Source organism: Acetobacter orientalis (genome assembly GCF_000963965.1).
GTDB lineage: Bacteria > Pseudomonadota > Alphaproteobacteria > Acetobacterales > Acetobacteraceae > Acetobacter > Acetobacter orientalis.
The window spans coordinates 15,182-27,437 of the sequence record NZ_BAMX01000020.1 but is presented as its reverse complement, the minus strand read 5'-3'; the positions used below and the strand labels follow the sequence as shown (position 1 = coordinate 27,437).

The 12,256-nt window shown below is 51.7% G+C and carries 10 protein-coding genes; 4 read left to right on the top strand and 6 right to left on the bottom strand.

The genetic code is table 11. From position 1 onward, the window contains the following. Nucleotides 1-140: 140 nt before the first annotated feature. Complete coding sequence (locus Abor_RS08430) at nt 141-914, bottom strand: SDR family oxidoreductase (RefSeq protein ID WP_048841424.1); 774 nt, start codon at nt 912-914, stop codon at nt 141-143. A 157-nt stretch (nt 915-1,071) separates the two neighbouring features. Here Abor_RS08430 and Abor_RS08425 point away from each other — a divergent pair, with 157 nt between their 5' ends. The 3 genes from Abor_RS08425 to Abor_RS08415 all read left to right on the top strand — a co-directional run bounded on the left by Abor_RS08425 (nt 1,072) and on the right by Abor_RS08415 (nt 4,476). After that, a complete protein-coding gene (locus Abor_RS08425) occupies nt 1,072-1,971 on the top strand; it encodes a LysR family transcriptional regulator (RefSeq protein WP_048841423.1) in 900 nt (299 codons plus the stop codon). 314 nt (nt 1,972-2,285) lie between these two features. Continuing rightward, nucleotides 2,286-3,248, top strand: a complete 963-nt coding sequence (locus Abor_RS08420) for a bifunctional enoyl-CoA hydratase/phosphate acetyltransferase (protein WP_048841467.1) — start codon at nt 2,286-2,288, stop codon at nt 3,246-3,248. Between the two features lie 37 nt (nt 3,249-3,285). Further along, a complete protein-coding gene (locus tag Abor_RS08415; protein WP_048841422.1) occupies nt 3,286-4,476 on the top strand; it encodes an acetate/propionate family kinase in 1,191 nt (396 codons plus the stop codon). Nucleotides 4,477-4,518: 42 nt separating this feature from the next. Here the strand turns inward: Abor_RS08415 and Abor_RS08410 are convergent, their stop codons facing one another. Continuing rightward, nucleotides 4,519-4,857, bottom strand: a complete 339-nt coding sequence (locus Abor_RS08410; protein ID WP_084594450.1) for a tRNA-binding protein — start codon at nt 4,855-4,857, stop codon at nt 4,519-4,521. Between the two features lie 4 nt (nt 4,858-4,861). Continuing rightward, on the bottom strand, nt 4,862-5,848 hold the full coding sequence (locus Abor_RS08405; protein WP_126621309.1) for a DMT family transporter: 987 nt from the start codon (nt 5,846-5,848) through the stop codon (nt 4,862-4,864). 99 nt (nt 5,849-5,947) lie between these two features. Between Abor_RS08405 and Abor_RS08400 the strand changes: the two genes are divergently transcribed. Next, nucleotides 5,948-6,430, top strand: a complete 483-nt coding sequence (locus Abor_RS08400) for an Lrp/AsnC family transcriptional regulator (protein ID WP_048841420.1) — start codon at nt 5,948-5,950, stop codon at nt 6,428-6,430. Between the two features lie 163 nt (nt 6,431-6,593). Here Abor_RS08400 and Abor_RS08395 read toward each other — a convergent pair whose 3' ends face one another. The 3 genes from Abor_RS08395 to Abor_RS08385 are packed head-to-tail and all read right to left on the bottom strand — an operon-like array spanning nt 6,594 to nt 12,215. Continuing rightward, complete coding sequence (locus Abor_RS08395) at nt 6,594-9,986, bottom strand: ATP-binding protein (RefSeq protein WP_048841419.1); 3,393 nt, start codon at nt 9,984-9,986, stop codon at nt 6,594-6,596. Continuing rightward, the gene (locus tag Abor_RS08390) at nt 9,979-10,743 is read right to left on the bottom strand and encodes a DUF4194 domain-containing protein (RefSeq protein ID WP_084594446.1); all 765 of its coding nucleotides are present in this window, start codon (nt 10,741-10,743) and stop codon (nt 9,979-9,981) included. Before Abor_RS08390 ends, Abor_RS08395 begins: the two co-directional genes overlap by 8 nt. Continuing rightward, nucleotides 10,740-12,215: a DUF3375 domain-containing protein gene (locus tag Abor_RS08385; RefSeq protein ID WP_048841418.1), complete on the bottom strand. Its 1,476-nt coding sequence runs from the start codon at nt 12,213-12,215 to the stop codon at nt 10,740-10,742. The genes Abor_RS08390 and Abor_RS08385 overlap by 4 nt, the downstream gene beginning before the upstream one ends. Nucleotides 12,216-12,256: the final 41 nt, after the last annotated feature.

The following is a 12,256-nucleotide window of genomic DNA, read 5'->3' as shown; positions in this document are numbered from 1 at the left end:
TCTTTTTTGCGTTTGGGGCACACCGCAACGCGGTATAATACCGCTTGTATAGAGCGCACCCTACGCTTATGCACAAAGCCCCTTTACCTGTACTGTGTAAAGGGGCTTTGTTACAGACTATGTTTTTTAAAACCTAACTTCTATTTTGTAGTATAGCCGCCATTTACCAAAATGGTTTGCCCGGTCATCCACCACCCATCAGACACTAAAAAGCGTACATGGGGGGTAATGTCTTCTATGTCGGTCAGCCCGGTTTTACTAAAAGCAGACAGAGCGGCGGCAGTTTTGTGGTATGCAACAGCCTCGGGCGCTTCTTGGCCGTAAAAGAAAGGCGTATCCATTGGCCCCGGCCCTATGGCGTTAACCGAAATACCCCGTGCGCCATATTCTTTAGAGGCCGCGCGGGTAAAATGCTCCACTGCGGCTTTAGAGCCTGCATAGGTGGCATAAAAAGGGGTGTAAGCACCCAGCAAAGAGGTTACCAGTGTTAACAGTTTGCCGTGGTCGTTTAAGTGTAAACCGGCCTCTTTAATAAAAAAGTACGCCGCCTTGGTGTTTACGGCAAACATGTCATCAAATTCTTGCTCTGTTGTCTCAGCAATAGGTTTTTTAAGCACTTTACCAACAGTGTTAATGGCAATATCTGGCTTGCCAATGGCGGCTATGGTGTCTGTAAATAATTTGGTATGGGCCGCGGCCGTGGTTAGGTCGGCTTGAAACGCAACGGCTTTAACCCCTTTGGCCTGTAGGGCAGCCACTGTTTTTTCTGCCTCGGGTTGTGTGTGTGCACTGTTGTAATGAATGGCAATGGCTTTTGCCCCTGCCGCAGCAAGGTCTCGGGCAATAAGTCCGCCTAGGTTTTTGGCGCCACCGGCAATAAGAACGGTTTTGCCTTTAAGGCTATGGTCAACCATGTGTGATACTCCGTGCAAAAAGGTAAGAGCCGCCCAGCCGCTCCTTAGTCTGTGCGCAGGGTATCATCTTGATTTTTTGCACAAAGCGTAATTATCTAACAACACATGTCGTAAAACCCGAACAATACCGGGTAGTGTCGCAGCGGGGCAAAGACTGGTGGATCGTATCGATCTTTTCCGTATTTTTACACGGGTTGTAGAAACCTCCAGCTTTACCCGTGCGGCAGATACACTGGGCATGCCGCGCTCAAGCGTTTCTACCGCCATACAAGAGCTAGAAACCCGCCTAGGGGTGCGCCTGCTGGCCCGCACCACCCGCCAAGTTGCCCCCACAACAGATGGCAGCACTTTTTACACCCATTGCTTACAAATTTTGCAAGATATAGATGACCTAGAAACACTTTTTAAAAAAGAAGGTATGGGTTTACAAGGTGTTGTGCGCGTCAATACCCCTGGCCGCATTGGCAGGCTTATTGTGGCCCCCGCTTTGCCCGAGTTTTTGAGCCGCTACCCTACTCTTAAAATTGAACTCGGCGTGACCGACCGTTCCGTCAATTTAATAGAAGACCGCCTAGATTGTGTGGTGCGTGTTGGCCCACTAGAAGATGCCAACCTTATTGCCCGCAAAATTGGAGACCTGCCGCTTATTAACGTGGCCAGCCCCGCGTATTTGGCGCGGTATGGTACGCCAATAACCCCGGCAGACCTAAGCCAACACCAAATGGTACGCTACGCCTCGCCCTCTACTGGCAGGGTAGAAGAGTGGGAGTGGCAAGAGGGCGCAACCCTGCACAGCCGTGCTATGGCAGGCTGCGTTACGGTTAATAGTGCAGAAACCTCTATTGCCTGCTGCCTTGCTGGCCTTGGGCTTATTCAGGTGCCACGGTATGATGTACAATCGTACCTGCAAACAGGCCAGTTAGTTGAGGTCTTGCCCCAATGGCAGCCAGAACCCTTACCCATGAGCCTGCTTTACCCACACCGCAAACATCTCTCCCGCCGCTTAACAGTGTTTATGGAGTGGTTGGTCACGCTTTTAAAACCCTGTGTTTCATAAAATAGTATTTTAAATCATGATCTTTTTCTCTCCTGCTTTTAGGGTATCGTGCATTAACTTGGTGGGCACATATATTTTTTACAAAGGCAGCAGCGGGGGCGCGTGCCACATTCGGTCTAGGGGTAGGTACCACCAGCATGGACAAACAGGAAAAACAGACAATGGCTAACACCACCGCCAGTCAGCCTAATACCGCACAGCCGCATGGTGCCCAGCCCAATACGCCTGCGCAGCAGGCAGCCCCATTGCATGCGGCCCCTTTTACTCCCCCACAGGCAGGCCGCGCGCAGTCTTACCTGCACGACCCGGCTGATATGCCAGCCCCCTCTCGCACCAGCAAAAGCCACCAAGCCTACCAAGCCTTAATAGAGCAGGCCAAACACCTACCCGGCGCAGTAAGTATGGGCATTGTCTGGCCCTGCGAGCAACACGCCCTAGAAGGCGCATTAGAGGCCGCCAAACACAGCATTGTTGCCCCCGTGCTTATTGGCCCGCGCACTCTTATAACCGATGTTGCCCAACGTTACGGGCTAGCGCTGGGCGCTACCCCCATTATAGACACCCCCACCCCGCAAGAGGCCGCAGCCCACGCCGTGGCTTTGGTAAAAGCAGGCCGCGTGCAGGCCCTTATGAAAGGCAGCCTACACACAGATGTGTTGATGCACGCCGTTGTCTCACCAGAGAGTGGTTTGCGTACCGCGCGGCGTATCAGCCATGTTTTTCTTCTTGCTGTGCCTTTGTATGATGATCTTATTTTTGTGACAGATGCCGCCATTAACATTGCCCCAGACCTCAGCGTTAAGCGCGATATTGTGCAAAACGCCATAGATCTGCACCACGGCCTTGGCTTGGGTACCCCCCGCGTAGCCCTGCTGTCTGCGGTAGAAACCATCACCCCCAAAATTCCCGGCACGGTAGATGCCGCAGCCCTGTGCAAAATGGCAGACCGCGGCCAAATTGAAGGCGGCGTACTAGACGGCCCCTTGGCTATGGATAACGCGGTAAGCGCCACTGCCGCCCAAATAAAAGGCATTACATCACCCGTGGCGGGGCGGGCGCAAATTCTTGTGGTGCCCGACCTAGAGGCAGGCAACATGCTTGCCAAAAACATGATTTTTCTGGCCGGGGCAGAAGCAGCCGGTGTGGTGTTAGGGGCCAGTGTACCCATTTTACTCACCAGCCGGGCAGATAGCGTGCAGGCTCGCTTAGCCTCTCTTGCCGTGGGGGCGCTCTATGCACGCTACCTACCCCCCCAAAGTACTGCCCAAAGCCAGTAGGCCATTAAAAAGAAGAGCCATGTAAAGGGTATAAAAAATGCATGATGGTGTTGTGGTTTTTAACAGTGGCTCTTCCAGCTTAAAATTCAGAATTTATGATAAAGCAGCCAGCCAACAGGCCACAGTGCTTGTTAAGGGCGAAATTGAACATACCCCCAACGGGGCGCGCTTTTGTGCCCAAAACCACGATGGCACGGTTTTAGCGCAAGAAGACTGGCCCCAAACAGGGCTTGCTATTTACGACCAGCTTTTTCAGTGGTTGGAGCATTTTACCCCAAAGGGCAGGGTGGTTGCTGTTGGGCACCGCATTGTGCACGGCGGGGCAGATTTTCTAAAACCCGTTAAAATTACACCAGATGTGCTCGACAAACTCGAACGCCTTACCCCGTTTGACCCCCTACACCAACAGGCTACGCTGGCCCCGGCTAAAGCCATTGCCCAAAAATGGCCCGGCCTTGTGCAGGTTGCGTGTTTTGACACAACCTTTCACAGCACTATTCCTAAAATAGCACGGCTTTTGCCCCTACCGCGCCGTTATCAAGCGCAAGGTATTGTGCGTTATGGCTTTCATGGCATTTCGTATAGCTACATTGCAAAATGCCTTACACAACTAGACCCCACACTGGCAACAGGCCGCACCATTATTGCCCATTTAGGCAGCGGGGCCAGCTTGTGCGCTTTAAAGGCAGGTAAAAGCCTTGAAACCACAATGGGTTTTTCTGCACTTGATGGGTTAATGATGGGTACCCGCTGTGGGGCAATAGATCCCGGCGTACTGCTTTATATGGTGCAAGAAGAAGGGGCCGATTGGCACACACTGGTGCAAACCCTCTACCATGACTCTGGCCTGCTGGGTGTCTCTGGCATCTCGCCCGATATGCGCATATTACGCGCTTTACGCGCTAAAAACCCCACATCAGAGCAAAGTGCGCGCATTACCGAGGCCCTTAGCTTGTTTGTCTACCGCATTGTGCAAGAAATTGGGGCGCTTACAGCCGTTATGGGCGGGCTAGATGGTCTGGTTTTTACCGCTGGCATTGGGGAGCACGACCACATGCTGCGCCAAGAAGTATGCCAAGCCCTAAGCTGGGCCGGTGTGGTGCTCGATACCACAGCCAACCAGCAGCACGCGGCCCTTATAAGCGCCTCGCAAAGCCGCGTAAGTGTGCGCGTTATACCAACAGATGAAGAGCGCGAAATTTATTTAAGCACGCTTGCCTTACTATAAAAATGCTTTTTACCCCGTAGGGTGTAGGCAGGTATGGGGCGGTTAAAACAGCCGCCCCCCATTAGGGATAGGTTTTTCAGGGGTTACCAACACCACATTGCCCTGCGCATCGGGAAAGCCAAGTGTCAGCACTTCAGAAATAAACGGCCCAATCTGGCGGGGGCCAAGGTTTACAACGCAGGCCACTTGCAGCCCCTGTAGGTCTTGCGCGGTGTAAAGTGCAGTTATTTGTGCGCTAGAGCGTTTGGTGCCTAGCTCTGGCCCAAGGTCAATGGTTAATTTCCATGCCGGTTTACGTGCCTCGGGAAAAGGCTGCACATCGGTTATAGTGCCCACGCGCACGTCTATTTTTGCAAAATCGTCAAAAGTAATGGGCGGCATGGGGCTAAACTCCATTTTCGGGTAAGGCGCTAAGGGCCTTCTGGCGTTTGGTCGCTTGCTTTTGGTGGCCAGAAACACAGGTAAGCACACTTAAAACCAGTAGCCCAAAGGCCGCAATTTCAAGGGGGCGGGGCCAGCGTTCCTCCCATAAAAAACCATAAATAAGCGCAAACAGGGTCTCAAATAAAATCATTTGCCCGGTCATGGTAAGGGGTACAAGGCGGCTCATGCGGTTCCATAAGGCGTTACCAACAAGCGATGCAATAACAGCAACCGCCAAAGACACAGCGCCAAACTGCCCCCATTGCAGTGTGCTGTACTGTAAGTGCCCGCTTAACAGCACTACAGGGAGCAACAACACAGCCTGCGCCCCGGTTACCAGCCCCACAAGCAGGTTCCAGTCATGGATAGAGACCGTGGGCAGCCGCATAAGGCAGCGGCTATTGCCCACAGCATAGGCTGTCCAGGAAATAAGCGCGGCCAATGCATATATAAGCCCCGTAACCGCATTGTTACTGGCCCCCGGTGTGGCAATAGCCTGCCACCCTATACAAACAGCCCCAGCAGCACAGCACAGTAAAGAGGGCAGCAACACCCCAAGGGGGGCGGCCCCTTTATCTCGGCTGCCAATAAGCGTGACCGTTACCGGCAAAAAACCCAGCACGAGCGATGTCAGGGCAATACCGCCCGCTTGTACCGCCATAGACAGCAAAATATAGTAAAGCGTATTGCCAAACAGAGAGAGCCAAAACAACGCGGCCCAGTCTTGCCGCTTTACAGTAAAAAGCAGGCGCTGCCAGCGGGGGGCTATAAGGGCTGCAGACAGCGCGCCATAAGCCAAATACCGCCCCACGGCTAATTGCAGTGGGGTAAAGGCGCGTACAAGCTCAGGGGCTAAAAACACCAACCCCCACAATGCGCCCGCCCCAATGCCACACACCGTGCCCAATACAAGGTTGTGCTCGGTGCCTGCCTGTTTTTCTGTTTGCATGGTGGTTACACTCAATTTTTTAGACAGGCAGAGACATATCATCGCAAAAGTGAGTTTTGCGCTCTTGATTGCCCAGCAAAATGCAACAAAAACTCACTTATGACGAAAAAGACCATTTTTAAATCTTTAGATGAGTTCGACCGGGCCATTTTGCGCCTTATCCAGCGCGATAATAAAATGCCCCAACGCCATATAGCCGAGCGGGTTAACCTGTCTGCGGCCGCTGTGCAGCGCCGCATTGCCGCTATGGAAAAAACGGGCGTTATTACGGCCAACGCCGCCATAGTAAACACACATGCCGTGCATATGAGCATTACCGCCATTGTCGAGATAGACCTGAAAGACGAACGTCTGGAAACGGTCGATAACGCCAAGGCGCTCTTTCGCAAAGCGCCAGAGGTGCAGCAATGTTACTATGTGGCAGGCGGCATGAGCTTTATTTTAGTGGTGGTGGCACCAGACATGCCCGCGTATGAAGAAACAACACGCCGCCTTTTTGCTCAAAACAGCGCGGTTGCCCGGTACCGCTCTCTTATTGCGCTAGACCGCGTTAAAGCAGGCACAGAAATCGTTATTCCCTAAAGGTTGGCCTAGCAGCATGGGTGCGCTTTACGGCCCGAGTAAGCACGCGTGGCGCAGGCCCAGTTGTTCGCAGGTTGTCCATTGAAAGACAAAGCATTTGAGCAGGTGAGCAACGGATAACCTGCGTTGTGAGAGGTTTTACCGTTACTCCCTAGCTCACCCCTCATGCTCTCTCGTGTTCAGTGCCAGGCTCTTGCAAGGCCGTTTTGTTGGCAAAATGCTCCTCAATGCTTAGTACGCGTAAGCGTGAATAATTACCGTCTTTGTTATCTACAAAGCCTACGCTTGAGACAAATGGCTCAATAATGTGTATTTTTTGTAAAGGTGTAATAATAAGAAGCTGCATATTAAGTTGCTGAAACAGCCGTAAGCCATATTGTGTCGAATCATCAGAGCCGCGGCCAAAGGCCTCGTCAATCACCACAAAGCGGAAGGAGCGTGAGCGTACTTCCCCCCATTCTAGCCCGAACTGATAGGCCAAACTGGCGGCCAGAATAGTATAGGCCAGTTTTTCTTTTTGCCCGCCTGATTTACCGCCTGAATCTGTGTAATGGTCAAACTCGGTTTCATCAGCACGCCAGCGCTCGCTTGCCGCAAAAGAAAACCAGTTGCGTACATCAGTCACTTTATTCGTCCAGCGGCGGTCGAGCTCTGCCCGGCCTTCACGCCCACGGAAACGCTCTATAATGGTTTTAACCAAAGAAAAACGCTGTTCAGAGTAGTGCTCGCTCTCATCGCCCGATACGGTATTTTCAGTGCAGGCGCGTAAAGCGGCTTGAAAATCGCGAATTTCAGGGTCGAGTGTCTGGTGTGCTTCAAGCCTAATATAGCGGTCTGGGTTATAGTCAATTTGGGTCAGAGACGTATTAATAACGGCAATACGCTCTTTAATAATTTCTCTCTCTTGTGCAAGATGTGCATTAAAATTAGCAATTTCATTAATCGTATTAACTGTCAAAAGGCTTTTAAACCGGCTGACAAAACGCGGTAGGTCATCTTTTTTGAGTTGTGCCAGTAAATGGCAATATTCCGGCCCGGCCCTTAGTGTGCTGTCAATATCTTGCGCTTCTACCGGGTACGTTGTTTTAAATTCGCGCATGTCGCGCAAAATGCTGTCACGCAGGCTATCGAGTGTCCGTTGTTGGTGGTCAATTTGTGTGTCTAACGTATTTCTCAGCTGCGTTTCAGCAATAACGCAGGCATCCAGGCTGGCCAGTTCGGCAGTGTTTTGTGCGGTTTGCAGGCGGTTAAGTTCTTGCTCATACTGTGGGGTTAGCGTGTAAGTGCTTAACACAGTTTGGCATTGCTCTAGGTTTGCTTGCAGTGTTGTTACGGACTGTTCTAACAAAGCCTGCTTTTTATACAAAAGCATATAGTCTGCTTCTGCTTGGTGTAGGGTTTGTTCTGCGTGGTCTTTTTGCTGTTTAAGCTCACGTAGCACGTCAGATGTCGCCGTTAGCGCTTCTCGCTCTGCTGTAAGCTGGGCCGCAGTTTGTGCAGCGCTGCGCCAGTCTAGTTCTGTATAATCGGGGTAACGCTCTAGGCGTGTTAAAGTCTCAAACCGCTCAAGCAGCATTTTGCGGGTGTTGTTGGCCTGTGCAATGTCCTCAGCATGTTTTTGAATAAGGGCTTGCTGTTTCTTCTGCCGTTCTTCAAGGGCGGCAATTTTTATTGCGTTATTCCACCCCAGCACATAGCGGCTGCGGTCATCAATACGGTGGCGGTCGTCTTTTTCATGGCGTCCACCGGGTTCTTTTACCTGCCCGGCTCGGGTTATGGCTTTGCTGGAGCGGCGGAAATCGTCCTGCGTTTCGCAGCAGGTAAAGCTAAAACGGTACGCAAGTTCATTTTCTAACCAAAGGCGCATGGAAGAGTCTGGGTGCACCTCTAACTTCTGCGCCAGCGTATTATGGTGGTGCGCAGCAGATGACCCTGTGCGGTTTTTTTGAATATGGTAATAAACCAAACGGCCTTTTAGCTGGGTGCGCTCAACCCAGTCTACCACCTGTGTGTAAAGGTGCTCGGGCACAAGCAGAGATAAGGCAAAACCGTGCAGCAGGCGCTCTGCAGCACCTTCCCATTCCCGTGCATCATCTCTTACACGAATAAGCTCCCCCGCAAACGGGAGCTCTTCGGCAGAGACACCCAATGCGTCACACAACATGGTGCGCATACGGATTTGCCGTTCATCAATATTACTCTGGCGCTTTTTTAAGCCATCTAGCTCGCTAACAATTTCGTCGTGCTGGTTTTTTTCTTCATGAAACAGAATGCTTTGTTCAGTCAGGTCTTTTGCAAGCCACGTATCTTGCTTTTTCCATTCTGTTTTCTGTTTTTTCAGGTGCTGCACTTGCTCCTGAAAGTCTTCGGCAGAGTTAGCGGGTTTAGAGTTCAGTTTTTCTATCAGCGTTGCGTAATGAGATGCATTTTTACGCCGCTCTTCGTGCGTTTTTTCTGCTTGCTGTATAGCAACAGCCAACTGCTCCAACCGGTCGCCACCATTGGCGTAAATGGCTTGTTTAATCTCTTCAAGTTGGTGCTGGCTGGTTGTGCGGGTTGTCTCTTGTGTTGCAAGTTGTTGCTGGTTGCTTGCACAGACCTCTTGCTCTTTGGCAATTTGCTTGTCCAGTAAGGTGGCTTTCTGGCTTGCAAAATAACCGGGCAGCGCTTGGCGGCAGGCTTTTAATGTTTCACTTTGGGCTTCACTGTCTTTGTAAGCGGCAAAGTCTTCAGTAAGGGGGGTAAGGAGGCTTATCTGCTTTTGTGCTTTCAGCACAGCTTGGTATGAATCGTCCAAGTCTTCAAAGTGCGAGATAAGAGCATGAATTCGCTCTGTCGGGTCAAATTGTGCCAACATATTTTCGCGTACAAAATCTGTTATATTATCAACAGATTTCATGGAGACTGTTTGCAAAAAGAGGTCTAACGCCTGTTCGTTTTCAATGCCAAAACGGCGGCGAAACCATGCAGCATACCGGTTGAAGCTGTCTTCTACCTCAGCCCCCAATGCGCGTAAGTTTTTGCGTAATTGTAAAATATCGGCATCAAACCCGGTAAAATGCTCTTGAATGGAGAGTTCTTTTTCTGCGCAAACAAAAAAGCGTGCTGGTTGTACTTGTTGTTTTTTAATCCAGAAGACCTGCGCCAGCGTTACAGTTTGCAAATACCCTTCATTTTTAAAAACACCCAAAATAACAGTATAGCTTTGCGTATCGCGCAGGCTGACAGATTTAGTGGTGCCGGTGGCATCGTTACGTTCAGACTTATAATGGCCTGTTACATAAGAGCGCAAAGAGCGTTCGCGCGTGTCGGCTCCGGCGGCTTTATTGTAAATAATGCGTTGTGCAGGCACCAAAAGTGTTGTGATAGCATCTACCAGAGTAGATTTGCCCGAGCCAATATTACCCGTAAGCAGGGCGTTTCTACCATTAAGTTGAAAGCGCCATACCCGTTTATCAAACGTGCCCCAGTTGAGCACCTCTAGGCGGTGTAACCGGAAACCGGCCAAACGGTCATCGACCGCAAAGTCGAGCGGGGCTTGCTGGGTGTCAGTCACGGTTGGTTAGTCCTGTATCGGCTTGGTCACAAAAAAAATCGGGGTCGTGCTGGGGGGCGGGGTCGTGCAGGTTCGTTGTGGGGGTAAGTAGCGGTCTCTCTGCCTGCTCTAGGCTGCGGGCATGTGCCAGATAGGCTTCTAGCCGTTCGTCCAGCGTGGCCAGCCAGTCTGCATCAATATACGCCTTAAGAATACGCCGCACCTCATAATGGGGTGTCGCATTAGGGGCTTCTGGGCTTGTAGGGGGTATAAGGCGCAAAAAACCTAACTCTGCCACGCGGCGAATATAGGTTTCAATCTGGCCAAGCTGCCGGACTTCGTTGCTGCTTTCTGGCAAAAATGTCTGGAGCATATAGGCAATTTCATCTCGGCTGAGAATAAGGTGTGTTTCACCGCCTATGGCATCAAACTGCAAAAGTTTCTGGCGTAGTAAGGCTAAAAGCAGGCTCACATGAAAAGAAAGCGGGCGGCGTGCAATTAAGCGCGGCATACGGGGGGCTGCTGCGTCTTCTTCCTCTGTGTCTGGCACGCTGCGTAGGTAGGCATAGCCCTCAGTCGGGTCGATTATTAACACCAGCCCAAGCACAGAGACGTAGTCTCGTACCTGGTTTTGCAAGTGGAGCAGGTGCCCCCAAGCGCCTTCATCTTCTTCTCGGTAGATCACGCCTTTCAGCAAAGTAATTGCCAGCGTGGAAAGAGAGGCCGGAGTTTGTGCCGTAGCCTGTGTGCTTTCTGGGGTATTAACAGTCTGGCTCATACCGATCTCACAAAAATGACGCGTTGCAGGGTGGCATGCCGCGTTATACTCGACCCGTCTGCGGTCATAATATCCCAGCTTACATGATCGTTGGTTTTTTCATCAATGAGGCTCTCAAAGCGCTCACTGCTAAGTTGAAGATAAGCAACCAGTTCAGAAAGCCCTTGTTCTAGCGGGTGGCGGCGCAGGAGGGCGGCAAGGTTAATCTGCGGGGCTTCGGTCAAAGCCTGCTGTATATTTTCGGTTAAGCGCAGCTTATCGACCACAATTTGTTCGTACAGGGCCGTTGGGTCTGCATCATCCGCTATTTCTTCCAACATAGGCTCAAGGGATAGAACCGTTGGGTGGGGTGGCGCATAAAGGGGGCGTTCCATCACAAGGTCTGGGGTAGCCGCCATGGCATCAAGCTCTATTAGCGCCTCATGAGGCGGGCTGTCAGCTAGGTAGGGGCGCAGCGCAAAAGCGTGCGTTTCGATATTATGCAGAATTTCCATAATACGCCGCGTTTCTTGCCGGTTCTGGGTATCCAGAAATTGGCGCAACCGGTGGGAGAGTTGTGCCACCACGCGCTGTGTGTGGTCGCCCGCTTCCAGCCAGTCATAATGGATACGGCGTAGCCGGGGGTCTGGTTGCATGGCCGCAATAACGGGCAGGGAGAGAATATGCTCCAACTGCTGCGACAACTCCTCCTGCCTGCTGTTGGACATAAGAAAGTTCCAAAAAGCCTGAAAGCTACGCCCTTGGTCAGACTCATTAATAAGGTCGTGTTGCGTTAAAATTTCATCCAGCAACGCCCCTTTGGTGCCATCCCACAAGGCCACCCGCTCTCGTACTGCGCGGTCAAGGCGGCGAAAATTATGCTCCACCTCCCGGAAGTCAGCCAGCAGATCACGCGCCATACGGGTAAACTGTGCAAAGCGCTCTTTAATGCCGGTATCGTCCATCAGGGCCAGATCGCCGTTTTGAATACGGGCAATTTCAGCATCAATGTCAGCCCGGCGTTGCAGCAGGTCTGCTAGGCGCTGGTCAGGGTCGCTCTGGGTACCTTCATTCATCTGGCGGAGCAGGTCAAACAGGGTTCTCAGGCGGGATTCTGTGCCAACAAAGCTACGTTCTGCCAACTGCTCCAGCCACGAAAGGGCTTTCTCTGTGGTGGGCGTCATGTCGAATAACGCCGTGTCCTTACCCGGCTGATAAAATTTTCTTAGCCACCCTTTGTCAGGAGAGGCCCACTCTTCCAAATACTCGCGTGCGGTTCTGGGGAAGGCTGTGTCATCAAGGTGCTGGCGTATAGCATACAACGTGTCCTCTAACGCTTCAGCCATACTCTCGGCTTCTAGGTTGCGCACATTGGGCCGGACAAACACCTGATGCAAAAAGCTAAGAATAAGGGGCGCATGGTCTGAGCAGAGCAGCCGCCAAGCAGGGTTGTGCTGGCGCATACCATTCAGCGTTGCAAAATCAAATTTCATCTGCGCCACTCCCACTTGCCTCCTCGTGATCGTCAAAAGAC

Bases quoted from the DNA above. Each gene is read 5' to 3' on its own strand.
- Abor_RS08430 (WP_048841424.1), bottom strand. From the start codon at position 914: ATGGTTGACCATAGCCTTAAAGGCAAAACCGTTCTTATTGCCGGTGGC.
- Abor_RS08420 (WP_048841467.1), top strand. From the start codon at position 2,286: ATGCCAGCCCCCTCTCGCACCAGCAAAAGCCACCAAGCCTACCAAGCC.
- Abor_RS08415 (WP_048841422.1), top strand. From the start codon at position 3,286: ATGCATGATGGTGTTGTGGTTTTTAACAGTGGCTCTTCCAGCTTAAAA.
- Abor_RS08410 (WP_084594450.1), bottom strand. From the start codon at position 4,857: ATGCCGCCCATTACTTTTGACGATTTTGCAAAAATAGACGTGCGCGTG.
- Abor_RS08405 (WP_126621309.1), bottom strand. From the start codon at position 5,848: ATGCAAACAGAAAAACAGGCAGGCACCGAGCACAACCTTGTATTGGGC.
- Abor_RS08400 (WP_048841420.1), top strand. From the start codon at position 5,948: ATGACGAAAAAGACCATTTTTAAATCTTTAGATGAGTTCGACCGGGCC.
- Abor_RS08390 (WP_084594446.1), bottom strand. From the start codon at position 10,743: ATGAGCCAGACTGTTAATACCCCAGAAAGCACACAGGCTACGGCACAA.
- Abor_RS08385 (WP_048841418.1), bottom strand. From the start codon at position 12,215: ATGAAATTTGATTTTGCAACGCTGAATGGTATGCGCCAGCACAACCCT.